At 39.7% G+C, this 26,289-nt stretch carries 23 protein-coding genes; 17 read left to right on the plus strand and 6 right to left on the minus strand.

Translation table 11 applies throughout. From position 1 onward, the window contains the following. Positions 1–52 precede the first annotated feature (52 nt). The 7 genes from M1381_05125 (at position 53) to M1381_05155 (ending at position 7,408) form a co-directional block, all read left to right on the plus strand. Complete coding sequence (locus M1381_05125) at positions 53–1,321, plus strand: hypothetical protein (protein ID MCL4478468.1); 1,269 nt, start codon at positions 53–55, stop codon at positions 1,319–1,321. A gap of 273 nt (positions 1,322–1,594) precedes the next feature. After that, on the plus strand, positions 1,595–3,775 hold the full coding sequence (gene purL / locus M1381_05130) for a phosphoribosylformylglycinamidine synthase subunit PurL (protein MCL4478469.1): 2,181 nt from the start codon (positions 1,595–1,597) through the stop codon (positions 3,773–3,775). Between the two features lie 14 nt (positions 3,776–3,789). Then, on the plus strand, positions 3,790–5,214 hold the full coding sequence (gene purF, locus M1381_05135; protein MCL4478470.1) for an amidophosphoribosyltransferase: 1,425 nt from the start codon (positions 3,790–3,792) through the stop codon (positions 5,212–5,214). Beyond that, a complete protein-coding gene (gene pyrE, locus M1381_05140) occupies positions 5,204–5,758 on the plus strand; it encodes an orotate phosphoribosyltransferase (GenBank protein MCL4478471.1) in 555 nt (184 codons plus the stop codon). Before purF ends, pyrE begins: the two co-directional genes overlap by 11 nt. After that, a complete protein-coding gene (locus M1381_05145) occupies positions 5,751–6,326 on the plus strand; it encodes a hypothetical protein (GenBank protein MCL4478472.1) in 576 nt (191 codons plus the stop codon). The genes pyrE and M1381_05145 overlap by 8 nt, the downstream gene beginning before the upstream one ends. A gap of 22 nt (positions 6,327–6,348) precedes the next feature. Further along, on the plus strand, positions 6,349–6,966 hold the full coding sequence (locus M1381_05150) for a MotA/TolQ/ExbB proton channel family protein (GenBank protein MCL4478473.1): 618 nt from the start codon (positions 6,349–6,351) through the stop codon (positions 6,964–6,966). Positions 6,967–6,985: 19 nt separating this feature from the next. Continuing rightward, positions 6,986–7,408 (plus strand): biopolymer transporter ExbD, encoded by a 423-nt coding sequence (locus M1381_05155; protein MCL4478474.1) that lies wholly within the window; start codon positions 6,986–6,988, stop codon positions 7,406–7,408. Positions 7,409–7,612: 204 nt separating this feature from the next. Here the strand turns inward: M1381_05155 and M1381_05160 are convergent, their stop codons facing one another. Beyond that, positions 7,613–8,800, minus strand: a complete 1,188-nt coding sequence (locus tag M1381_05160) for a thiolase family protein (GenBank protein MCL4478475.1) — start codon at positions 8,798–8,800, stop codon at positions 7,613–7,615. 123 nt (positions 8,801–8,923) lie between these two features. Here M1381_05160 and M1381_05165 point away from each other — a divergent pair, with 123 nt between their 5' ends. The 3 genes from M1381_05165 to M1381_05175 all read left to right on the plus strand — a co-directional run bounded on the left by M1381_05165 (position 8,924) and on the right by M1381_05175 (position 11,966). Continuing rightward, positions 8,924–9,724, plus strand: a complete 801-nt coding sequence (locus M1381_05165; GenBank protein MCL4478476.1) for an SDR family NAD(P)-dependent oxidoreductase — start codon at positions 8,924–8,926, stop codon at positions 9,722–9,724. Between the two features lie 71 nt (positions 9,725–9,795). Continuing rightward, on the plus strand, positions 9,796–10,869 hold the full coding sequence (locus M1381_05170) for a glycosyltransferase family 4 protein (protein ID MCL4478477.1): 1,074 nt from the start codon (positions 9,796–9,798) through the stop codon (positions 10,867–10,869). After that, positions 10,866–11,966 carry a polysaccharide deacetylase family protein gene (locus M1381_05175; GenBank protein MCL4478478.1) on the plus strand — a complete coding sequence of 367 codons (1,101 nt, stop codon included), beginning with the start codon at positions 10,866–10,868 and terminating at the stop codon, positions 11,964–11,966. Before M1381_05170 ends, M1381_05175 begins: the two co-directional genes overlap by 4 nt. 32 nt (positions 11,967–11,998) lie before the next feature. Here the strand turns inward: M1381_05175 and M1381_05180 are convergent, their stop codons facing one another. The 3 genes from M1381_05180 to M1381_05190 all read right to left on the minus strand — a co-directional run bounded on the left by M1381_05180 (position 11,999) and on the right by M1381_05190 (position 18,039). After that, positions 11,999–13,198 (minus strand): amidohydrolase family protein, encoded by a 1,200-nt coding sequence (locus tag M1381_05180; GenBank protein ID MCL4478479.1) that lies wholly within the window; start codon positions 13,196–13,198, stop codon positions 11,999–12,001. Positions 13,199–13,313: 115 nt separating this feature from the next. Continuing rightward, positions 13,314–14,807, minus strand: coding sequence for a kelch repeat-containing protein (locus M1381_05185; protein ID MCL4478480.1), 1,494 nt, complete (start codon positions 14,805–14,807; stop codon positions 13,314–13,316). A 55-nt stretch (positions 14,808–14,862) separates the two neighbouring features. Then, positions 14,863–18,039 (minus strand): IPT/TIG domain-containing protein, encoded by a 3,177-nt coding sequence (locus M1381_05190; protein MCL4478481.1) that lies wholly within the window; start codon positions 18,037–18,039, stop codon positions 14,863–14,865. A gap of 175 nt (positions 18,040–18,214) precedes the next feature. On the opposite strand from M1381_05190, the gene obgE reads away from it, so the two are divergent. The 7 genes from obgE (at position 18,215) to M1381_05225 (ending at position 24,377) form a co-directional block, all read left to right on the plus strand. After that, entirely contained in the window at positions 18,215–19,207 is a 993-nt protein-coding gene (obgE, locus tag M1381_05195) for a GTPase ObgE (GenBank protein ID MCL4478482.1), read from the plus strand. Then, complete coding sequence (proB, locus tag M1381_05200) at positions 19,176–20,306, plus strand: glutamate 5-kinase (protein MCL4478483.1); 1,131 nt, start codon at positions 19,176–19,178, stop codon at positions 20,304–20,306. Before obgE ends, proB begins: the two co-directional genes overlap by 32 nt. A 5-nt stretch (positions 20,307–20,311) precedes the next feature. Continuing rightward, positions 20,312–21,565 carry a glutamate-5-semialdehyde dehydrogenase gene (locus M1381_05205; GenBank protein ID MCL4478484.1) on the plus strand — a complete coding sequence of 418 codons (1,254 nt, stop codon included), beginning with the start codon at positions 20,312–20,314 and terminating at the stop codon, positions 21,563–21,565. 2 nt (positions 21,566–21,567) lie between these two features. After that, entirely contained in the window at positions 21,568–22,212 is a 645-nt protein-coding gene (nadD, locus tag M1381_05210) for a nicotinate-nucleotide adenylyltransferase (GenBank protein ID MCL4478485.1), read from the plus strand. 79 nt (positions 22,213–22,291) lie between these two features. Next, a complete protein-coding gene (gene rsfS, locus M1381_05215; GenBank protein ID MCL4478486.1) occupies positions 22,292–22,555 on the plus strand; it encodes a ribosome silencing factor in 264 nt (87 codons plus the stop codon). A 2-nt stretch (positions 22,556–22,557) separates the two neighbouring features. Further along, a complete protein-coding gene (locus M1381_05220) occupies positions 22,558–23,022 on the plus strand; it encodes a 23S rRNA (pseudouridine(1915)-N(3))-methyltransferase RlmH (GenBank protein MCL4478487.1) in 465 nt (154 codons plus the stop codon). A gap of 8 nt (positions 23,023–23,030) precedes the next feature. After that, positions 23,031–24,377, plus strand: coding sequence for a hypothetical protein (locus M1381_05225; GenBank protein ID MCL4478488.1), 1,347 nt, complete (start codon positions 23,031–23,033; stop codon positions 24,375–24,377). Between the two features lie 243 nt (positions 24,378–24,620). Here M1381_05225 and M1381_05230 read toward each other — a convergent pair whose 3' ends face one another. Together M1381_05230 and M1381_05235 are read right to left on the minus strand one after the other, a co-directional pair. Next, positions 24,621–25,247, minus strand: a complete 627-nt coding sequence (locus tag M1381_05230) for a hypothetical protein (GenBank protein ID MCL4478489.1) — start codon at positions 25,245–25,247, stop codon at positions 24,621–24,623. Between the two features lie 107 nt (positions 25,248–25,354). Then, positions 25,355–26,289, minus strand: a 935-nt coding sequence (locus tag M1381_05235; GenBank protein ID MCL4478490.1) for an OmpA family protein, incomplete at its 5' end; no start/stop codon positions are given.

A 26,289-nucleotide genomic window follows, 5' to 3' on the forward strand; every position in this document is an offset into this window, starting at 1 on the left:
TTAATATGTCTGATAATGTAACACAAAAATAAGGGATGTGGATGGAGGTAATATGAAACCAAATAAGTCATTAATAATTATATTACTTTTTCTGAGTTTTATGCCGCTTGATGTCTTTGCACAGCAGTTGCCACAGCATGGTCTGATGATGCTTTCCGGAAACAGGTTCCTGCGTATAGTAGATGGCGGCAGGGTTTATTCCATGATAGAATTTACCAGACAAATGCCCTTGAAGATCGAAGTGGGTGGACCGGGTAAGCTTATTGTTTATATAAAAACCGCGATATCTCAAAGATATATTGGTTTACCCGCATTCAGACTGTTCATAAAAAAGGACAGCTATATGACAAATCAATATATGTTTCCCAAGACCACGAGATCTACCCTTTCCTTTGAAGGGATTAAAGGTTACAACCCGTCTGTAGAGGTACATTCTATACCCATTGATGTGCCTGAAGGCGTACATACCTATGAGATATACCTTTCCCAGAGCCCCTACATCGTGGGGCTTGCGAGTTTTGGGTATACGCAACTGGTTAACAAGCGTATCCCTATAACTCATGGGAAGGGCATAGGAAATATTACACGTACAGGGCATCATGCGCACGGGTATGAAGAAAGCTATGGAAAAACTTTTTACATAGAACCCTATTTAATGGCTGGAGAGGTATATGAACAAGGCACAAGCAGCGATTCTGTTTATGGAGGCGCGGGTGTAAACGCAGATTTTTTTATCAATAAATATCTTGCAGTATCGGGGATGGCAAACTATACGGACTCGGCTCAAAGATATCTTACGCTGAGTAACAATATTCTGCCCACCGGTTCGGACACGTATATCGCAAATGAGCAGATCATACTCATACATGCACTGATTTCATACGCTTTTTTACACACCAGCAGAAACATCCTTATGATTGGTGCCGGATGGGGCGACCTTGAGATGATAAATGATGTGTTGCCGGATGTGAGAAATGATCCCGTTGCATCAGCACTATTTAAAGCCGCTTATCAATCGGCTCCGTTACAACAATTGGTATATAATATAAACGGACCAGTTGTATCGGCACTACTTAAAATAGGTCTGTCTGAAAGTACAAGCCTGAGCATAAGGCCTTCTTACATGCAGGACGTATCCGGTGTATCTGCAAACACGAACCCGGTACTGGGTGCGCCCTACAACCTTTTGCTGTACCCTGTAGGACTTGCATTTAATCTATCATCCGGTGTATCCGTGGAAGTAGGCTACGATGGAAGATTTCTTGCATTTAAAGGAACAAGCAGGCTCTATAACGGAGGTTTTATTGCGGTACTGTTTTAGATTATTAACGGGTTTATACCATAACATTGCAAACTGATTTTAACCCAAAAATGAGATACGAGAATTTGCCTGTTCGCTTCATACGCCAGCTTAAAAGTATGGATTGTACAATTAATTACTCAAAAAGTAGACCGGTATGAGAGTAAAGCTTGCGTCAACAGAAAACTCAAACAGCATAAGAGCTCATGCAACAATACCGGAGCACTGTAACGCTGCTGCTGAGATGGAGCTTGAAGTTGACGGATGGAACTATTAACTATATGAAGGCATGATATGGAAAAATTAGACAGGATGCTTAAAGAACTTAATATCGCAACCAGCGAGTATAAAAAAATAGTTAAATATTTAGGCAGAGAACCCAACATTACAGAGCTCTGGATATTCTCTGCTATGTGGAGTGAACATTGCAGTTATAAAAGCTCAAAGGTTTACCTTAAAAGACTGCCCTCAACAGGTAAACAGGTTTTGATCGGCCCAGGCGAGAATGCGGGGGCTGTTTCAATAGGTAATGGGCTTGCAGTGATCTTTAAAATGGAGAGCCATAATCATCCATCATTTATTGAGCCGTACAATGGTGCTGCAACAGGTGTTGGCGGCATACTTAGAGACGTTTTTACAATGGGTGCAAGACCTGTTGCTATACTTGATTCCCTAAGGTTCGGAGAACCCGACAATGATAAAATGAGATATCTGATAGATGGTGTTGTATCGGGTATTGCTGGATACGGTAATTGCATGGGTATCCCGACCGTCGGCGGTGAGATATACTTTGATGATTCATATAAATCCAATATCCTTGTTAATGCAATGGCGGTTGGAATAGCTAACGTTGATCGCATATTTCTTTCAAAGGCTTACGGAGTAGGTAATCCCGTTTTTTATGTGGGTTCTAAAACAGGAAGGGACGGGATTCATGGAGCTACAATGGCTTCCGCGAGCTTTTCAGAGGAAACCGCGGAACTAAAACCAACTGTTCAGGTGGGAGATCCTTTTATGGAAAAACTGCTAATGGAGGCATGTCTTGAGCTTATGCAAACAGACCATATTGTTGCAATACAGGATATGGGTGCTGCAGGGCTTACTTCATCATCAGTGGAAATGGCCGCAAAGGGCGGTCTCGGAATTGAGATCGACCTTGACAGGGTTCCCACAAGAGAGCAAGGCATGCTTGCGCATGAGGTTATGCTTTCCGAATCACAGGAGAGGATGCTTATTATTGCAAAAAAAGGTCATGAAAAAGCGGTTGAAAAGATATTTAAGAAATGGGGGCTTGATGTCGGCATTATCGGCAAACTTATAAAATCGCCGGAGATCATAATAAAGACGGGTAATGAAATTAAGGCACAATTACCTCTTTCATCGCTTGTTGATATCTCGCCAGTCTATATAAGGTATGCAAAGATGCCTGATCACATAAGCACTTTAAAAGATTTTTCTTATGATGAGCTTCCGGAACCCGGTGATTATAAAAAAACGTTACTCGATTTGCTTGCATCACCAAGCATAGGTAATAAAGCATGGGCGTATAAACAATACGATTACATGGTAGGCACGGATACGGTTATAAAACCCGGCGGCGGTACCGCTTTGATAAGAATAAAAGGCACAAAAAAGGGTATAGCAATAACGACCGATGGTAATGGCAGGTATACTTATCTTGACCCGTATGCCGGATCTGTCATTGCCGTATGTGAAGCTGCAAGAAATATTGCATGTGCCGGAGCAAAACCAATTGCAATTACAGATTGTCTTAATTACGGAAATCCGGAAAAACCTGAAGTTATGTGGCAGTTTATAGAATCAATAAATGGAATTGAGTCGGCCTGTATGAGATTGGGCATACCGGTCGTTAGCGGCAATGTTAGTTTTTATAATGAAACAGAGGGTAAATCCATATTTCCTACACCCGTTATTGGTATGGTGGGATTGATAGATGATGTAAATAAACGCATAACGCCTGATTTTAAGAACAACGGGGATCTCATCATTACGCTTGGCAACACCCTTGATGAGCTTGGCGGCAGTGAGTATCTTAAACTTATAACAGGTGCAATAAAGGGCAGCCCGCCCTCGATAAAACCGGAATTGGAGAATCGGATTATTGAGTTAATTCTTACAATGAACGAATCGGGTATAGTGAAATCGGCAACCGATTGTTCTGAGGGAGGGCTTGGTGTTGCAATAGCAGAAAGCGCAATATCGGGAGATATAGGTGCAAAAATAAAGATAAAATGGAGATACAGACCCGATATAGAATTGTTTTCCGAGACGCAACACAGGATTTTAATAACTATAGATAGGTCAGACTTAAAAAGGTTAAAGTTGATGGCGGATAAAAATAATGTGCCGTTTCAAACGATTGGGACAGTTAATGGAAAATCGCTGAGCATTGACGGCCTGTTTTCCATTCCTGTTAATGAATTAAAAAATGTGTATAATAAAGGTTTACAATAGTATAGATTAATCTTATGGATGAATTAAAAGAAGATTGCGGCGTGTTTGGTATATGGGATGATAACGATGCAGCAAAGTTAACATATCTTGGGCTTTACGCGCTCCAGCATAGAGGGCAGGAAAGTGCAGGCATTGCCATATCAGACGGGACAAAACTTTATTCATATAAACAGATGGGATACGTGAATGAGATTTTTAATGAGCATGTACTTGCCATGTTTCGGGGCAAAAACGCAATAGGACATGTAAGATACTCAACTTATGGTTCGAGTGATTTGAGAAATGCCCAGCCTTTTGCTGTTGAGTATAAAGCGGGCGGGCTTGCAATCGCTCATAACGGCAATATTGTAAATTATGAAACAATCAGGACAAGGCTTGAAAACGAAGGCAGTATCTTCCAATCTACAATGGATACGGAGGTTATTGTTCATCTTGTTGCCAAGTCAAACAGAGAAACTCTTCATGAAAGACTCGCCGAGGCTTTGAATGAAATACGAGGTGCGTATTCTCTTCTGGTACTTACGGAAAATGAACTCATAGCGGTGAGAGACCCATATGGATTCAGACCGCTCGTCATCGGGACAATTAATGATAAGTTTGTCTTTGCCTCTGAAACCTGTGCCTTTGACTTGATTGGAGCAAAATATATGAGGGATGTTTTACCGGGTGAAATGATCATGGTAAACAAGAGTGGTATGCGGAGCTACAGATTTTCGGATAGAACAACAAGGGGCGCTCAATGTGTATTCGAGCACATATACTTTGCAAGACCCGATAGTATTGTATTCGGTAAAAGTGTTTATTCAATAAGGGTAGAGCTTGGTAAAATGCTTGGCAAAGAGTCGCCTGCTGATGCGGATATAATAGTACCTGTTCCAGACTCCGGTGTGCCTGCTGCAATAGGTTATGCACAGCAAACAGGGATACCGTTCCAGATGGCTTTAATAAGAAACCATTACGTCGGCAGAACATTTATTCAGCCGCAACAATCTATAAGGGACTTTAATGTCAGGGTAAAACTTAATCCCATTTCTGAGCTTATAGAAGGCAAGGAAATTGTAGTTATAGATGATTCGATTGTAAGAGGAACAACGAGCAGAAAGCTTATAAAAATGATACGGGATGCGGGGGCAAAAAAGGTTCATTTCCGGATCAGTTCACCCCCGATCACATCATCGTGTTATTATGGCATCGATACGCCCACTAAAGAAGAACTCATAGCAGCCAATCATGCCCTTAAAGAGATCAACGCCTTTATAGGAGCCGATTCATTGGCGTATCTGAGCTTAGAAGGATTAAGGGCTGTTGTTAGGTACGATGCTGATAACTTTTGTTATGCATGTTTTAACGGCGATTACCCCGAGCCGTTTGAGACTTCAAAAAGGGATCACCAGTTGATTCTATTTGATGACGAGAGGAGTATGGGAAATGGACAGTGAAAAACAACAGCTGCTGGCACTAATCAAAAAACTTTCTTATGAGAAAAGGGACGTTACCCTTTCTTCCGGTAAGAAAAGTAATTATTACATTGATGGTAAACAAACCACTCTTGATGGGCATGGTGCGTATCTTGTCGGAAAATTATTTCTTGATATCATAAAAAAAGAGTTCAAAGACATAAAAGCCGTCGGAGGGCTAACGCTCGGTGCAGACCCTATTACATCAGCCATAATAGTTGTAGGGTACTCGCAGGGTATGAATATGAAAGGTTTTATAGTAAGAAAAGAGGCAAAAAGTCACGGCACCGGAGCATGGATAGAAGGGATGAAGGGCTTTGCACCAGGGGATAAAGTGGCTGTTGTTGAGGATGTTGTAACGACAGGTGAATCGGCTATAAAGGCTGTAGAAAGGGTTCAAGAAGCGGGTTTGCGTGTTACGGGAATTATTGCAATGCTTGATAGGCTTGAGGGTGGAAGAAAATACATTGAATCAAAAGGATACAGGTTATACTCCCTTTTTACAAGGGCAGACCTCAATGAATAAGAGTAGCCTTGCAATAGGTGTAGCGGCTCTATTGTTAACAGGCTGCAGTGTATTTACGAGGAGCGCTGTTTCGGATCGTTATGAAAATACTGTTTCTAAATACACAAAACACATTATGATCGAAAGAGATTTTACGGACGTTCTTTCCATTGATGTTGTATACATGAATCCTGAAATGAAAAAGGCTTTTGTAGATGAATACGCAAAGATTTACATGTTGCCGGAACAGGAGAAAATCAAGATGTTTGATGAGCAGAAGAATAATTCAGAGAAGTGGGAAGAATTTATTCTGATAGTTTACTCGGCGCCGAACCTCGGTTCGATAAATGGTTCCGATTCTATATGGAAATTATATCTCAAAGCCGGTAAGCGTACGGAAAAACCTGTTTATATAGACGACCTGTCTTCTCAATATAATCTGATGAAAGGCTTTTTCCCGGGTGTAGATTCATGGGATCGTTTATATCTTGTTCGTTTCAATAAGTTACAACCGCATCCGCACGATAGATTGAAGTTTGTGGTTACGGGTGTCCTCGGCAACGGGGAGGTATCGTTTAAGTATGAATAACATGGTATTAAAGGAGGTATAAGTGGAGCTACTTATTAAAGGCGGTATTTTTGTTTACCTGATACTTGTTTTTTCTATATTTTCAATAGGTATATTTTTTGAGAAGTTGTGGACACTCAGGCGTTCAAAGGTGATTCCAGATAACTTTATCCTTGCGATAGAAGGGCTTATTAAAAATGGAGACCTTGAGAAATCGATAGAGCTGTGCAAAAGGGACGGCAGTGCTATTGCAAACATTGTGCTTGTTGCAATAAACAATATCGGTAAGGGTGAAAATACCATAAAAGAGCTTGTAGAGGCAGCAGGCAAACAGGAGATTGCAAAACTTGGCAGGTACGAAGAGGCAATATCGGCAGTAGCTGCTACAACCCCGCTGTTAGGGCTTCTTGGAACGGTATTCGGTATTATAAAGGCATTCAAGGTTATTGCTGTCGGCGGCGTAGGCAACCCATCATTACTTGCCGTTGGTATTTCGGAAGCATTGTTTGCAACAGCATCAGGGCTTGGTGCTGCCGTTATTTCCTTTATAGCTTACAAATATATAGACGGCGTGCTTACCAAATTATCGATAGCACTTGAAGCAGACGCGGTAAAGATACTCAGTGTTATGCCGGTTAAAAATAAGGAGATAATGCCATAAACCTTTAATGGCATTTATCATGAATTTTAAAGTAAAAAACAAGCACGAACTACATATAGACGTGATCAACATGGTTGATGTGTTTTTAAACCTGCTTATCTTTTTTATGCTCTCAACAACGTTTATTTCATCACCCGGCATAAAGGTAAATCTACCTCACGGCAAAGGCGATGTAATGATTAAACCAAAAGGCGAGATAAGGATTTATATAGATGCAAAAGGTCAGATATTCTATAATAAAAAATTGGTTACTAAGAACGGGCTTAGATCGCAGCTTGTGCCAACGGGTAAATCAACACCCGACATGCTTGTTATTATAGTAGCAGATAAAGATGTTCTGCACGGAAGGGTTGTTGACGTTATGGAGGCAGTGAGATCAGCAGGACTGCATAGACTTGCAATTGCTACGACGTACAGCCCGGAATCACGGAAAACCCCGTAAAGAAACCTAACCCTATGAGGTCGCCCATTCACAGGGCAGACACAGGTCTGTCCCTACGAATCATCAATGGATCAATATTCTGTAGGGACGATTCCCTGGATCGAACTGTGTTACATTGTTTTGGGCAACCCAACGGGCCGCCACTCCAACATCATTCAATAAAATAATCTATTGCTTCTTAATGGCGGGTTACATCCATGCCATTTATCCTCTTTCAACAATAGTTGCCACGCCCATCCCTCCTCCAACACACATGGTTTCAATGCCGAATGTTACGTTGTTATCGGCCATTTCATTAACAAGTGTTGTCATGATCCGTGCGCCGGTTGCACCAAGTGGATGCCCTATCGCAATTGCACCGCCTTTTGGATTCACTTTTTCTGCCTGTATTCCGAGTTCTCTTATTACGGCAAGCGATTGAGATGCAAACGCCTCATTCAGCTCGATTACGCCGATATCCTTTAGTATAAGTTTCGCTTTTGACAAAACCTTTCTCACTGCTCCGATAGGACCTATGCCCATTAGCTCCGGCGGTACTCCGACAGCAGCCATTGCCCTTATAGTAGCAAGAGGCTCTATGCCGAGTGATTTTGCCTTTTCCCTGGACATCAACATTACAGCCCCTGCCCCATCATTAAGCGGGCTTGAATTCCCGGCTGTTACAGTGCCAGTGTCTGAAAATGCTGGCGGCAATGAAGCAAGTTTTTCAAGTGATGTGTTCTCTCTCGGGCATTCATCGGTATCAAAGAACTTGATTGTGCCGTCCGCCTGCGGCGCATTTATGCCTATGATCTCCTTTTTAAATAATCCGGCTTTGATGGCCTTTACGGCTTTTACATGGCTTTCATACGAGAATTTATCCTGATCCTCTCTTGATATCTTGTATTTAACTGCCACATTCTCTGCAGTCTGTCCCATTGTAATATACACGTTTGGCTGCTTGCCTTCCTGGATATCATTTAATAACGGTATGTTTAATGCCTTGTCAGGATTTAATCCTCCCATCGGGATATGGCTCATACTTTCTATGCCTGCGGCTATGCCAACATCTATAAATTCCGTCATTATTCGCATGGCTACAAAGTTTATAGCCTCGAGACTCGATGAACAAAACCTGTTGAATGTTGCAGCCGGGACCTCCACGGGTAGTCCGGCAAGTATACCTATTACCCTTGCCACATTCAGACCCTGTTCACCGTCTGTCATGGCGCATCCAACGACAAGATCCTCTATCTCCCTCGGATCAAGTTTTGGAGTCAGTTTTACAACCTCTCTTACAACATGAGCGCCAAAATCATCCGACCTTACATTTATAAGACTACCTTTGTTTGCCCTTGCTATTGCTGTCCTTGTTGCTGCTACTATCACAGCATCTTTTGGATTTTTCTCCATAATGAACCTCCCCGATATTTTTTGATTTTATTATCAACTTATAAGCTGAATGTCCAGCATTACTTTATCCTGCTTGACTGGAGCGTTAATTTCTTTTTAGATGTAATCAAGAGGTAAATAAATATGCAATTAAATAACAAAACAATCCTGCTTACAGGTGCCTCGGGTGGCATAGGCAGTGCGATCGGACGATTACTCATAAACAAAGGTGCAAGGCTCGGTTTAATGGCACGCAACAAGCCTGCGCTTGACAGACTCGTAAAGGAATTGGGCAATAATGCAATAGCCGTGGCCGGAGATGTAGGTAACAGAGAAAGCTCTGAGAAGGCTGTAAAAGAAATAATAAGCCGTTTTAAATCGCTTGATATCCTCATTAACAATGCAGGCGTTGCATACTATGGGTCCATAGAACGGATGGACATGGGTTCATTTGATAAAATGATGAAAACAAATGTTTACGGCGTAATCAATATGATTCAGCTTACGCTGCCGTATATACAAAAATCACGCGGCATGATTGTCAATATATCATCTGTTGCAAGTAAAAGGGCCATACCTTTTCTCGGTGCATACTCAGGGTCAAAAAGTATGGTTGATGCAATCTCGGATGCACTAAGGGTTGAATTAAAGGATCGGAATGTAAAAACCTTAAATTTCTGTCCGCCCGAGGTTGAAACAGGATTTGCTGGAAATGCAATGAAAGAAAAAGGCATAGATTTTGAGGATAATAAAGCTGTCAGAAGGATGTTCATCTTAAAACCGGACAGGGTTGCAAAGATGATAGTTAATGCCATGGAAAAAGAAAAGAGAGAGGTTGTTGCAATCAAATCCATACAGTTTGTCAACTATGCAATACCTGGTATACTTGATAATCTCTTTTACAGGTTTATTGTAAAAAAACACGCTAAAAAACCAGGGAAGTAAGAAGATTGTCATGATTTGGCTTAAATATCTATGCTTAATTCAATAATTCATGTTAAAATAATTTTTATAAAATGAAGATTTTACTTGTAACATCGTCAACAGGCTGGAGCGGTGGACAGCATCAGGTTTACCTGCTCGCAAAAGGTTTGAAGATAAAGGGACATGATGTATCCATTGTCACATCCACAGGCAGTGAACTTGGTAAAAGATTAAGCAACGACGGTTTTGATGTACATTTCTTAAGGATGAACAAGGAAGCTGATATGTTTTCAATTTTCAGAATGACGGGTATATTGAAAACATTAAAGCCTGATATTATAAATGTTCACAGGCCTACCGCCCACACCATTGCAATGATATCCAATATGCTTTCAATTCGTTCAAAATTCTTTGTAACAAGGAGGGTATCTTACGGCATACCTTCAAGAATCTCGGCAAAGATTAAGTATGAATGGTTTGTGCACGGTGTTATTGCGATATCAAACGATGTAAAGGACAGCCTTATAAGAACGGGCGTTAATGAAGATATCATAAGTCTGATCCCTGATGCAGTTGATACGGATTTTTTTAATCCGGAACATACTGCACCGGCGCAGGGCTTTGATAATCATGGTACAATTATAGGGACCGTCGGAAATGCCAATCCACAAAAGGGACACAAGTATCTTATAGAGGCTATGCCTGCAATACTAAAAAAACATCCTGAAGCATTATTAGTTGATGTCGGCGTGAGTGATCAAGACATTGAATTGTCAGAGCTTGCCAAGAACCTTGATATGGGAGACAGGATAATATTTACAGGGAACCGGCATGATGTTAGACCGTATCTAAAGGCAATGGATATTTTTGTTTTCCCATCACTTGTAGAAGGGCTTGGAACAGCCATGCTCGAGGCAATGTCAATGAAAAAGCCCGTGATAGCAAGCAGGTCAGGCGGCATGATAGATGCGATAGATGACGGCAGGACCGGTATGCTAATAGAGCCTGCATCTCCCGATGAAATAGCAAATGCGGTATGCAGGCTGATCGATAATCCCGATTACCGGACGAATCTCGGTACAAACGCAAGAGAGGCAGTAATAAAAAACTTTTCCGTCAATGTTGTTACAGAAAAAACTCTGAAATTATTTGAATCGGTATTATGATTATTATCCTATTACTTATCGCATTTATTATTTTTACTGTTTGGTATCTTGAATTTTTTGCATATTCGATTCCGGTGCTTTACTACCATCATATAGAGCCGGGTGACCCTGTCACACCACAGGTGTTTGAAACACAGATGAAGTACCTGATCTTCAGAGGCTATCATTCCGTATCGCTTGATGAATTGTATGGATTTATGAAAGGCGGATTAAGATTACATAGAAAAAGCTTTGTTCTAACATTCGATGACGGTTTTTACTGTAATTATCATTATCTTATGCCATTGCTTAAAAAGCATAATCTCAAGGCAACCATATTTGTAGTATCCGGCGTAAGGAAGCAAACATCGGATAATCCGGAGCGGGAGGTTCAAAGAGGCTATCCTTCAAGAACCGGTACAAATAAAGAAGCAATGGATAAGTTCGCCACATGGGACGAATTAAAAGTAATGATTGAGACAGGGCTTGCGAGCATAGAAGACCACAGCCTTTACCATGATCGGGTTTATATTGATGACACCGTAAAAGGCTTTAATACGGGGGCAGAGCTTGATTGGCAGATATCCGGAGATACTCGGCAGGGTACGGTCAAATACAAAACAGGCTCATTCCTGGCATACAAAATCTTCACTGGGGATATAAGACTCAATAATCGGCTTTTTACGCTTACAAAAGAAAAGCCCTTTGATCCATACACTGATGAAGGATTAAACGCGCTTAAAACGGAGTATATTAAATATAAAAAGAAAAATCCTGTTAAATACATGTATGAAGCAAATGACATTTACATAAACAGGATTAAGACAGACTTAAAAAAAAGCAAACAAACGATTTTAGAACATACGGGACGGGACCCTGGATTTTTTTGCTTCCCTTGGGGGCAGTACAACAGAAAGCTCATTAAAGTTATAAAGGATCTGGGTTATAAGGGTGCAATAACAACAGATAAAGGGGCAAATACAAAAGGCGGAGATACGTACAGAATAAAAAGATTTAAGGTTTACAGATCAGAGCTTAAATGGTTTAAAACATTTTTCTTCATCCATAGATCAAGGTTATTTTCTACAATTTATAGCGTGTTCTATGGCTGGCTTTAACATAAAAAATGTAATCCGGGTCCAGAAAAAACTTAAACATCCGTTAAATTTCTTATTTGCGAAGACTGGGTGTTTATGATTGAGAGGTAAAAGTTTTTTGTTATTTCTGTATCAAGGTAGATCAATGCACCAAGCTTGCCTTTTTCAATACTTCCAAGCTTATCTTCTATAAATAATGACATAGCACTTCCAATAGTTGCAGCTCTTATTGCAAAAAACTCTGCTTTTTCCTTTATAATAGGCCTCGACATTAAATAGAGAAACCTTATTTCTTCCGTCATATCAAGCGATACATTACTGCTCAATCCGTCTGTTCCAAGACCAACTCTTGGATAATCATAAAGCAAATCTATTCTTGGTAAGCCAACGCCGAGATATGCATTACTTCTTGGGCAAAGGACAATACCAGAGTTGTGTACCCGTGCGAGTTCAAGATCGTATTTATCAATATGGACAAAATGGACCAGTGTTGCATTTTTATCTAAAAACCCAAGCCTGCATATATAATCAACAGGGGAAATACTTCTTCGCATAAGCGGTTTTCTCCTGATAAACGGGCTGAATTTTTTGATAAATTCGTTCGACTTACCCGTTATAAGTTTGAACTCGTCAATGCTTTCGGCAATATGAGTGCCGTAAGTATTAAATAGCTTTGATGCAAGTATATAGGCTTCCGATGAGGTAGAGTATGGTGCATGTAAAAAAGGCCTTTGCTCCATACTGTCAGACGATTTGAACATTCCTTGATTTAGTTTCTTTGCGGATGTAAATTCTTTAAAAAGCACTGTGTACAAATGTGATTTTGATAAAGGTTCTACATCATAGCCGAGTGTAGAGATCTCACCAACTCCGACAACCCCGGAACGGATAAGCGATTCTATCCCTTTTTGAACAGATTCTATAGCCTTCTTTTTTGTTAAACCCAGCCTGTACTTAAGGATCTCTAAAATCCATGAAGGAAAACTATCCCCGGGTTCAAGCTTTGCTTTTAATGAACCGAGTTCAAGATGCGTATGTGCATTAATAAATCCTGGCATCAATATGCCGCTGCCAAGCTCCCGTACCACTACATCCTTATACCGTGACGTGATCTTTTTTAGATCCCCAAAATCATAAATAATGCCGTTACGAACATAAACAGCCCCGTTCTTTATAGCAGAGGATGTTACAGGGAACATATACCTTGCAGCAAATATAATAGATTTATTGTCCATGTAAAACTTATTTATCATACGCAAAGTTTTAATACAAACACACTCAATTATCCCCGCCTGTGTATGACGGGTGATTCCCGGTAACAAAATGCACTGAGATATGATGTTTGTTTAACTGTGCTGTTACTATTGCTTATGGGTTATAAATCTCGGCAGTATCAACAAAGGAAATGTTTCCTGCACTCATGTCCAGTGCAGAAAACCCGCCGGCAATCAATGCAGAGCCATCGGGCAGGGACTGTGCGGAATAACCTGCCCTCGCTTTATTCATAATAACCTCTTTTAGAAATGATACTTTGACAGGGCTAAAAACATCGGCGCAGGCTGTGGGAACTAACGTAGAGGTTGTTACCCCCCCTGCTATGAGCATATTCCCGTCCCCAAGCAAGATGTCGGAAAATAATGCCTTTGGTATTGGCATGGTATTAAAAGAAGAAATAGAATTAAGTGTAGTATCAATAATGATCAATTGATTTGTTGTATGCCATGATGTATCAAAGCCACCGTTGAAAATGGCTTTACCCGTAACAGATATAAATAAAGAGGCTGGTAAAAACGATGTAATTGTAGAGGCAAGACCCGGATTGATTGTAAAGCCTGATTGTAAATTAAAGGTTTCGATTGTGCTTCCGGAGCTATTTCCGCCGTAAACAAAGATACTGCTTTGCTCAGCATTAACCGGATATGTAACACCCGCATGGAATACTCTTTCTGTTGTCATCGTATAATAATTTACGGTATTTGATTTTGCATTAATCAGCTCAGCAGTATTTGTCGGTCCGTTTATACTTATGCCCCCTGAAATGAGTATATTATCGTCTGTTAAAATATTTGCCGAATGTCCTGCCCTTGGCATGGTGAGGTTATGAGATAAATAAAAATTTTTGGTTTTCGGATCATAAACCTCGATTGAATCCTCTAACCCGCTTGTTGGTATCGATATCGAGCATACCGCTTTGTCACAAACTATATTTATGTAGTCTGCCCCACCCGTTATTACAACATTGCCATCGGTAAGCATATTCGCTGTAAAGAATACTCTTGGATGCAGCATCGGTGGACCCTGCTCAAATATGCCTGTTTCAGGATCATATATTTCCGTAAGACCGGTTGCTGTTACCCGTATGCAGTTGATACCACAGGAGCCAGGTGTACCTGCTATACCTCCTGAAATCAAAAGAGTTCCATCAGGCATAGGGACAGAGACCGCAAATGCCCTCGGTATTATCCTGGAAGGCAATTCGGTAAAAACATTTGTGTTGGTTATAAGTATATTTACACTTGTTATGACGTTGCTTTCAATTCTTACATTTGTAGTTCTTCCTCTAGCAATAATATTGCCTGCTGGATCTTTTACCTCAATGATTATATACCTGTCCACGCCTGCCGGTATGTTATCAATCGTCGTCCCAGATGGATTGGATGCAACCATTACCTCTTCTATAATAGGACCAAAATCAGTGCTTGTAATTGTGATTGCTACTTTATATGCATTTTTAGGCAGGCTTGCTGTATAAAGGACAGAAGTATTTTTAGGGGGGATGTAGGTTGTATGGATCGATATTGAGCCATAATCTTTCGCTGCACAAGATATGGCAATTATAGACCACATAAGTGGTATTACCATACGTGTTATACGTTTAACTTTTCCTGAATACATATCAAGCCTGCCGATCATTTTTTTAATGTAGTATAAGCTTTTTTATCTGCTTATCCCGGTTGTTTGATACAAATAAATTCCCTTGCCCATCAAACGCAATACCATAAGGGCTGTTAACATGTGCAAACGGCGTAACACCGCCTGTTGGACTAACAGTAAAAATCATACCTGCAAGTTGATCTGCAACATAAACTATGGATTGATTATCAAGTGTAATCCCTATTGGCATGCCAAATCCGGAGGCAAGAATACTTACCCCACTGCCCTGGACTACCTTTGCAATTTTGCCGTACGTACTGTTTGATGCATAGATATTGCCAGGTGATATAAATGATAAACCCATAGGACCGGATAGCCCTAAAGCAAAGGTAGAGACCAATCCTGAAGCAGTAACAGTTGACACTGTATTATTAAAATAATTCGCCACATAGAAAAGATAATTTAATGGATCAAAGACAATGCCTGTTGGTCCACTAAAGCCTGAAGCAAAGGTAGTCAAATTATTATTTGCGTATTTTAATATTCTACCGTTAGAAAGATCGGAAAGGAAAATATTCACTGAATTATCAAACACAAACCATGTAGGAGACGTGATGTTGGTTGCAAACAGGCTGATAGAGTTTGTAGTATCATCTACCCGGTAGATCGCATTATTCGTAGCATCAGCAAAATATATATTCCCGGATGGACTTCTTGCTAAACCGCGTGGGTCGCTTATAAATTGATGTGTATATTCAGAAACCTGCTGTTCAATTCTGTAGATGTCATAGCCTGCTGAACATGCATTACTGCAAGTCCACCATGTGTGTCCGAGATAAATGACTCCTGCAGGGCTTATTCCTACAACAGAGCCTGTTACTGACGATGCAATGGGTTGTTTAATATTATATTGAGGAACAGCATAGAGTGTATGAGTCCCAATATCAAGAGCGTATATAGTACCATTTGAATCACATTTCAGATCAAAAACATTATTAAACCCAGCCACATAAAAACCAGCTGCATTGTTAGACAGGTCATACCAATTTATAGATGTGCCTATTATACTGTTAAGTCCATAGAGCCTGTGATCAGTGCATATAGTAATCTTGCCCGCAATTCCTGCATTATGGGCAAGAGATGTCAAAACACCATTGTCATTTATATCAGTTGTTAATCTATAAATATCTCCTATGACCCCGATTGTTGAGCTTGTAACAGAATTCACATAAAGTTCTTTATTTGTATTATCATATACAATCCCGCCAGGTGCACAGGTATATCCACTGCCATTGCATGATAATGTTGCAAAAGTAATAATAATGCCACTGTTTGCCTTTTTATATATCTGAGGGGCATTATCCCATCTTGTAATATATGTATTGCCTGTAATATCAAATGCCATTTGAAAAGGTTGAAAAGCAAAATCAGTTACTGCATTAGAAGTTATAAGTTCACCTCCATAATAGCTGTTGGGATAGCAAGCATAATCCCATGCATACAACTGGGAAAGGACACCATTTTCAGGAGAAAATAAATCATTTAATTGGTAAAGATTAATGGAGGGTGCGACTCCCCAATCACAGCTATAAAGATATAAAGAAGCATTACTGCCTTTCAAAACAGGCGTGAATTGAGGTGAAACCTTATAGATATTATTATTGTTCATGCTTGATACATAGATGCTGTTATTAGATATAGCAATTGCCCTTGCATGGATTATCCCGAAAGCGTCTCCAGTTACATAAGGATGCTCATAAGTTGTGTTTACCCTTTGCACGAATAACCCATCACTTAAAGCGGTGTCAACAGCAAAGATAATTTCAGCATTCCCGTTAGATACAATTCCATAAGGCGATTGTATATTGAGATATGGAATCGCATATCCAGTATTGTCAATTTTATATATCTTATCGGTCAGAGGATCCGTCACATATAGATACGGGTATACAAAAGAGAGCCCATAAGGATGGGATACACCTATGGAGAATACAGAAATTGTTCCATTTAGATCTATCTTCGATATGATACCGCTGCCATAATTTGCCACATACATATTGCCTGCATTATCATAAGTAATACCAGTAGGCTGACTAAAACCTGAGGCGTATGTATATGCAGTTACTGTTGCACCAAGAGTTATCTTTTGTATTGTTCCATCGCCTTCACACGCGACATAAAGGATTGATGGTGAGTTATAATACAAACCCATCGGCTTGCTCAGACCTTTATAAATGGTCGTCTGGGTAATCCCTCCAGGCAGTACTTGTATGATTGTACCATCCGTGTAATTCGCAACATATATATTCTCATTTTTGTCCATTGCAAGCCCTGTTGGCTGATTTATGGAGTAAAATGCCTTTGTTACAGTAAATCCGTAGCCTGCAGATAAAATATTACTAACACTAACAACCGCATCACCTTTTATTGCTCTGTCATGCACAACCGTCTTTATAACCGTATCAGACCAGCTTAAAGCAGCCGCGGTTATCCCTGATAATGTAATAGTGCTTGTTCCTTGTGTAGACCCGAATAAATTACCATTTATCGTTACAACATCACCCCTTTCTAATGTATCAGGGGTTAAACTATTTATAGATGGATGTACTGTTAAGGTTACGCCGTTACTTGCTGCGTTATTAATAAATACATTGGCCTGCCCGGTAGAAACATGAGAGATATTACCAATAACAGCATTAATCTGATGAGCAGACCATGAACTAACAGGCAGGTTTGTTCCGGCATAGCTTATTATCCCGCTGCCTTGCGTATCACCAAACCCTGTCCCCTGTATGGTAATTATATCATTAAGAACACAGTCACTCTTGCTTGTACCGCTTATAAAAGGCAGTACTGTAAAATCCACACTATTCGAGGTATGGCCCAAAGCAGAGATTGATACCTTTGTAATCCCTGCTGTCATATCAGGCACCACAGCGCTGATGGATGTATCCGACCATGATTGTATAGAAGCGATTGTATTATCAAACATAACTGTATCGGATCCGGGGCCAAACCCTGTTCCTGTAATAGTTATAATAGCATTTGCATAAGCATTAGCGGGTTGAATCCCTGCTATCACAATATGATTGTCCGTAGTAGTATCATTGTTACTATTGTTGGTTTGGTTAGCCGGATGCGTGCTGGATGTTTTTGAACAACCCATAAATGCGATAGATATACCCAAAAGCACTGTAAAGATAATTTTTACTTTATCCATATTTTCCTCCTTAATACGATTAATATGCGTCATTGTATGAGATTGTCAAGTGTTTTTTTATATTGTGGCGTTTGCTTCTTATAGATCAAAAAAAAGGATTAAATCGTAAATATGCGATACAATCTCTTTTTATCCTTTACTATAATGCTGAACAAGTGTATCAATCATATAAAATATGAAATTTATCGATACTGCAGAAATATTTGTTAAAGCAGGTAATGGGGGCAATGGATGTGTGGGCTTCAGGCGGGAAAAGTATGTTCCAAAAGGCGGGCCTGATGGCGGAGATGGAGGAGATGGCGGACATGTTATAATACAAAGTTCTTTACGTATGTTTACGCTTATCGATTTTAGGTTCATCAGTCATTATCACGCAAAGAATGGCGGGCACGGTAAAGGCAAAAATATGCATGGTAAGAATGGGGCTGATCTTATCATTGAAGTTCCGGTTGGTACGGAGATCTATGATACGGCGACTGGAGAGCTCATAGGAGATCTTACAAAACCGCAGCAGCGGATTGTCATTGCATGGGGAGGTAAAGGCGGTAAGGGAAATACCAGATTTGTTAGTCCAACCCATCAACAGCCGCTTGAATTTGAGCATGGAAAACATGGTGAAGAAAAACGCATAAGATTAGAACTGAAACTGCTTGCCGATGTTGGGCTGGTAGGATTACCCAATGCAGGCAAGTCAAGTTTCCTAAAAAAGGTATCAAAGGCAAGCCCAAAAGTTGCAGATTATCCGTTTACAACTATAAATCCCGTACTCGGGGTTGTTTTCTATAAAAGCGATAAGAGTTTTACAATAGCCGACATTCCCGGATTGATAGAAGGCGCGCATACCGGCAAAGGCATGGGTGATCAATTTTTAAAGCACATAGAGAGGACAAAATTACTTGTTCACATAATCGATGGGACGAGAGACGATCCATACAATGATTTCAAGGTAATAAATGAAGAGCTTAACAACTATAATGCCCTGCTTAAAGAGAGAGAACAAATTGTTGTGATTAATAAAATAGATATACCTGGGGTAAAGGCAATCCTCATGCAGTACGTTAAATTATTCGTGGATATAAATATTGTACTATATCCAATATCATGCCTCACTGGAGAAGGCATTGATACGGTTTTAAATGAGATCGTACAAAGGATCTACAAAAATTAGATTTATGGAAAACATTGTAATAAAAATAGGCAGCTCTGTATTAACGGTGGATAATGGGAGCCCCGATCATAATAGATTCAAAGAAATTTGTAATGATGTATCTCACATCATAGATGAAGGATACATGGTTGTGCTGGTGTCTTCCGGTGCAATTGCTTACGGCAGGGCTATTGCCGGGAATAAATTAAAATCATTAAGCCTGCCTGAAAAACAGGTGCTTTCAAGTATTGGTCAGCCTATGTTGATTCATACGTATATGACAAATTTCAAACCCCACAATAAGATTGTGTCCCAGATCCTGTTAACACACGAAGATTTCCTCGACAGAACAAGGTATTTGAATGCAAGACGCTCTATTGAGCTTATGCTTAAGCATGGATTTATCCCTATCATTAATGAAAACGATGCAATCGCTGTTGATGAAATAAAGGTTGGGGATAATGATACGCTTTCTGCAATGGTTAGTGTGATGGTGAATGCAGAAAGGCTTATAATACTTAGTAATATAGATGCAATCTATGATAGGGATCCAAACAGGTATAAAGATGCAAAGCCTGTTAAAGAAATCATGGATATCGGTCAATATCACATTACCGATGAGGGTAAAAGTAAATACGGCGTTGGTGGAATAAAAACAAAAATAGAAGCTGCAAGATTGCTCTCAAGGCTTGGGATATACACAACCATAGCGGATGGAAGAGTCAAGAATATTATCACAAGGCTGATGAATGGTGAAAAATTGGGAACGACCGTTTTACCGTCATCCAAAAAGATTGAAGCGAAAAGAAAATGGATCAGTCTCCTTATGAAATCATCAGGTTCAATTGTTATAGATAACGGTGCTGTCTCTGCTGTATTAAAAAAGAAAAGTCTTCTTGCCGCCGGGATCGTTTCCGTATCCGGGGCATTTAAACAGGGCGAGGTCGTTAGTATAATGGATACCGGAGCCAATCAAATCGGGAAAGGCATAACAAACTACTCGGTAACAGATATTGAAAAGATAAAAGGGAAGAAATCGTTGCAGATCAATAGCTCACTCGGCTATAAAAAGGGCGATGAGATTATACACCGTGATAATCTTGTTATCATAGAGGAGTAAATTATATGAACAAAGAAGACGTTTTAAATACCTCAAAACAGGCACGGCAGGCTGCATTAGAACTAAGCACTACCGGTACATCAAAAAAGGATAAAGCGCTTGAACTTATGTCCGAAGGATTAATTAAATACAAAGCCTTTATATTTGAAGGGAACGTAGAAGATTTAAAAAATGCAAAAGAACAAGGGTTACCGGGTGCCTTTGTAGATAGATTGACGATAACGGAAAAGACAATAAAAGCGATGGCAGACGGCATACTCGAAGTTAAAGCGCTGAAAGACCCCATAGGTGAGATAACAAAGTCATGGACCAGGCCTAATGGACTTTTCGTAGGAAAAATGCGGATTCCCCTCGGCGTTATACTGATGATTTATGAGTCAAGACCGAATGTTACCGCAGATGCATCGGCATTATGCATTAAATCAGGGAATACCGTTATCCTGAAAGGCGGTTCTGAAGCGATTCATACAAATAGAGCAATAGTTAAAATACTTACATCAGCATTGAATGATTCAGGCTTGCCTGGAGATGCTATCCAATTTATTGATACAGCAGACAGAGATGTATTGTATGAATTTCTTGTACAAGAAGATTTCATCGATCTTGTTATCCCCAGGGGCGGTGAGTCATTGATAAGGTCCGTTGCAGAGCATTCACGCATCCCAGTTCTAAAACACTATAAAGGTATATGTCATGTTTTCGTTGATCAAAGTGCGGATATCGATATGGCTAAATCGATCTGTTTTAATGCAAAGGTGCAAAGGCCTGGCGTTTGTAATGCAATGGAAACACTTCTTGTTCATAAAGATGCAGCGCGGGTATTCCTGCCCGGCATGATCAATATGTATAAAAAAGCACAGGTTGAGATTAGAGGATGTGAGAGAACAAGGGAAATCATAAAAGACATCAATGCCGCTGCAGAAGAAGATTGGCATACCGAGTACCTTGATCTGATCCTTTCTGTAAAGGTTGTGGATTCTCTGGATCAGGCAATAGCACACATTAATCATTATGGCTCACATCATACGGATTCCATAATTACGAATAATTTGAACAGTTCCACGAGATTTTTAAGAGAGGTTGATTCTTCTACGGTATTTGTAAACGCATCAACAAGATTCAGCGATGGATTCCAGCTTGGTCTTGGCGCTGAGATAGGGATATCTACATCAAAGATACATGCGTTTGGTCCAATGGGATTAGAAGAACTCACATCTCAAAAGTTTGTCATACTTGGGAATGGTCAGATAAGGGAGTAAAATTGGTAGAACGCATAGGTGCATTCGGAGGAAGTTTTAATCCTGTCCATTTTGGGCATCTGAGAACCGCAGAAGAGATCAGGGCAAGGTTCTCATTGTCAAAAATACTCTTTATCCCTACTTATGAACCACCGCATAAGCAGACAGCAGCATTATCATACAACCATAGAAAATCAATGACAGCTCTTGCAATTATGGGCAACCCTTTTTTTGTACTTGAAAATATAGAAGAAAAACTGCCTGTTCCTTCATATACCTATAGAACAATGCAGGCTCTTATAAAATTATATAGATCTGATGCGGAGTTTTATTTTATAATGGGCGAAGACGATTTCAGCAACATCAATACATGGCATTCCCCATCTTTACTATTTTCACTATGTAATATCATTGTTGTAACAAGGCATAATAAAGAAAGGCTTCCGGCTGAACTTGTACCCGTTGATTTAAAAGATGAGTTCTGGTATAAAGAAAGTGAAAGAGTTCTAATGCATAAAGGAGGTAGAAAAGTTTACTTATTGCAAATACCCATACTTGATATTTCTTCAAGTAGAATCAGAGAACTTGTGCAGAAAAACCAATCAATCAATTATCTTACCCCTGAGCTTGTAATCGATTATATAAAGAAGGAGAATTTGTATCATTAACTCCGCTTCCAGAGATTTTATAAAACACATAAACAAGCTTTTAAGAGATAAACTGGCATTAGACATTATCATAATTGATATGCATGCTCATCTCGCTATTGCAGACTATTTTATCATTTGTTCAGCACAATCGGAGAGACAGGCTATTGCTATCTCAGAGCATGTGAGGGATGAACTTGCCAAGAATGGCATAAAACCTATCGGGATCGAAGGAGTACGATACGGAAGATGGATAGTAATGGATTATAATGATGTTGTTCTTCATATCTTTCTTGAGCCTATAAGGCGGTTTTACGATCTCGAAAGCCTCTGGTCAGACACGGAACGGGCAGCCGTAGAATAATAATGCTTATAAATATTGTGCCGGTAGGGCTTCCAAAGGACGCGAGTATAAAAGAGCTCCTAAATAAATATACAAATAGGATAAAACCATATACTGAGCTCAGGCTTTTGCATGTAAAACCTGAACCGGTAACAAAACAAAATTCTAAGGTAGTACTTTTAAAAGAATCAAAAAGGATCACGGATATTATGGGTTTTGGATATAATATAGTTTTTGATAGCCATGGTGAGATGATGGATTCTGACGTGTTTGCAAATTTTATTAATAAGCATATAATGACAGGCACAAAGACTTTAAATATGATCATTGGCGGACCAATAGGCATTGATAACGGTGTAAAGCAAAAAGCGGATAGACTTTTATCATTATCAAAAATGACATTGCCGCATGAGCTTGCTCTGATAATGATTGTAGAGCAGACCTACAGGGCTTTTGCTATTATAAATAGATTACCATATATTAAATAGGAGACAGCATGTATCAAGCGATGATTTTTTTGTTAGTTGTAATACTTTTTTTGTTCGGGTATCTATCTTTATTTAATTCAAAAGAGATAGTACTTTTTCTCTCAAAAAACACATCAATTAATACTACAGCCTCTGCTATTGTCATAGCATCGTTTATTCTTGGCATGTTTTTTATGGCAGCCGTAAGTCTCGTCAGGGAAGCTGGCAGGCTCTACAGGGAATGGCAGCATAAGGGACAGATAAATAAAGAAAGCATAAGTGCATCGCTTGTAGAGAAAGGCAATGTTGAGATATTACGAGGCAGCATAGAAAGGGCTAAGTCATTTTATATGGATGCAATCTCAAAGAGCCCTGCCAACATAACAGCCCATATAAAGCTTTCAGAGGCATACACGCTTTCAAAAGATAATCAGAACGCTTTAAAGCTGTTATTAAAGGTAAAATATCAGGATCCGGAGAATATTCAACTCCTGAATAGCCTGTATAATTTGTATACGGTTTTAAATGATACAACAAGCATGATAGATACCGCAAAAAAACTCGTTAGCATAGATGAGGATAATACGAGATTCTTATCTATGCTCAGGAACGCATACATTGCCTCTGCTAAGGTAGAAGAAAGCTATAGAACACAGAAAATCATAATGAGGCTTATGAAAGGTACAGATGCATATACAGGAGAGAGAATAAAACTCGGGGAACTTAAATATGATTATGCAATGATGATATATAAAAACGGCGATGCAGATCTTGCAATAAAAAAACTCGGAGATGTGAAAAGACTAAACACCCTGTTCTCACCTGCTTATGTCTCAATCGGTGATATATATATAAATACCAAAAATGATTTAGAAAAAGCTATAGATGAATGGAAGAGCGGATACTCCGAAACTCATGATGTAATCTTTCTTATTAAGATGGAAGACGTTTTTTTGAAGCATGATAACCCCTATGAAATCTTAAGGATATACAGAAAGATACTATCAGAGGAGCCGGAGGATAACCTTGCACGAATACTCTTTTTGAAACTGGTTTTGAGGCTTGAAATGGTAGATGAAGCAAATGAACAGCTTGCATACCTTGACAACAAATGGATACACATACCATCTACGGAAATCATGATGGCAGAATTGATGTCCAAAAAAGGGGATTATGAATCTGCATTTAAGAAATTAATGATGCTGCATAGTAAGGAGAACCATATAAATTTCCCCTATGTATGTTCTATGTGCGGATATGAAAACTTTACATGGAGTGCAAAGTGTCCATCATGTAATGCACCGGGTACAATGTATTTAAAAACTGCCGAGGAACTAAAATCTATAAAGATTAATACTCCCAAGATTCTTACATAGATGTAAACATGCCGGATCTTTATTGTTCAATTTGTGGCAGGGCTGTTAATCCAACAATACATTTTAAAGATCATTATATAGTTGACTATTATATTGAAATCACCGGAGACACGCAAGAGGTACATATTACAGGTGATGATCAGAATAAACCAGACATGCACTATTCTAAACTTCTGAATCATGAGGTAATAATAAGGTGTATCTCTTGTCTAAAACTTAATTAACCCAAAATGCAATAGCACATTACTCAATTTTTTTCAGGAGGTCCGGCATATAATAGGCTATCTTTATAAAATCATTGGGTGATGTAAACCCAAACCTAAAAATGTCCAGATCCAATTCACTAATTTTTTCAAATTCAGGTACAACATTCTTAAGATATATGAGGATCACATCAGTGCATACCCACTTCCTTGAGGTTATCTGAGGCACTTTTAAGGGAATTTTTAAACCCAACCTATGATAAATAACCATATTTGTTATATTAAATATGCCCCTTAGAGAGTTATAAGGTGTACCTTCGAGTTGTTTCATAGAATGTATGAAGTCTAAAGTCTGTTTTTCACTCCTCCATACGGGTCTTAAAACAAATGGCGTTCTATCAAACCTAAAGAAATGAGAAACCGGAAGTTTTTTAGTTATAGGGTATACGACATTAATGGTATCATTATTTTCCAGTACAACAGCAGAGTGATCATACATGGTGCAGGAAAGCTTTCTCCATAGCGAGTATACAAAACCAGAAGTCTGGGTAAGAAGTATATCACCCGGCATAAGTTTATGATAAAGGTCCATACCGCCGGAGTTATTTCCTGCACCAATACTCAAAGAAACATCATAGCATCTCTTATTTTTTATATGCTTAACCACGTGATGCGTTGTTTAACCATAGAATCATAGTAATACAATTATATCCACAACTTTCTAAACCCTTATCCATGGTAAAATCACTGTACCGACTTTTCAAAAAACAACGCTTACCTTTTTATAAGTAATAGAACTTTTCTATTCTGTGCGTAAGTATACTTTGTATGACCGAATTTTGATGTTGCTCCCATAGGTCTTATTAGCAGCCTTTTTGATGAAATACCATTCCTCTCAAGAGCCATTTTTACCCATATAGTCCTGTAATAAGACAATTCTTTATTGTACGATTCAGAGCCGTTCAAATCACTATAACCTTGTATGATCAATGTAACATGTTTATGTTCCAGCATATAATTAGCTACTGCTTTAAGCCCGTTTTCTGCATTTTTCGGCAATACAGCTTCATTGCTTTTAAATATAAGAGGAACTGGTGGTACAATAACATCATTTTTTATCCTGACACTTGTCCCCTCCGAGCTAATGGGCGCTGCTGGTGTTAACATTGCTATTTCTTCTTTAGTGTTTTCCTTTTTAGCTATCTCTTCTTTTTTATTCGAAATTCGTTTTTTTGACGGTATTATAATTGCTGCGGATGGAGCAGGAGCCTGCGGAGTTATAGTTAAAGGCTGCTGCGTAGCTGTTTCAACCGCTATTGGCTGTTCTTGTTCAGTTGTTATTGTAGGTGCAGCTACAATAGATGGGGCTTGTTCTGTTGTTGGACTTGTTGCCCCCATGCCTATCGGTGCAAGACCTTCAGGGGCTATTGTGCCTGCAGGAGCTGTGCTGCCGGATACACCTCCCTCCCCAAGACCTGATGGAACCGCCTCTGTTGTTGGACTTGTTGCACCCATGCCTATCGGTGCAAGACCTTCAGGGGCTATTATACCTGCAGGAGCTGTGCCGCCGGATACACCTCCCTCCCCAAGACCTGATGGAACTGCCTCTGTTGTTGGACTTGTTGCACCCATGCCTATCGGTGCAAGACCTTCAGGGGCTATTATGCCTGCAGGAGCTGTGCTGCCGGATACACCTCCCTCCCCAAGGC

Source organism: Deltaproteobacteria bacterium, from assembly GCA_023382265.1.
GTDB lineage: Bacteria > JAMCPX01 > JAMCPX01 > JAMCPX01 > JAMCPX01 > JAMCPX01.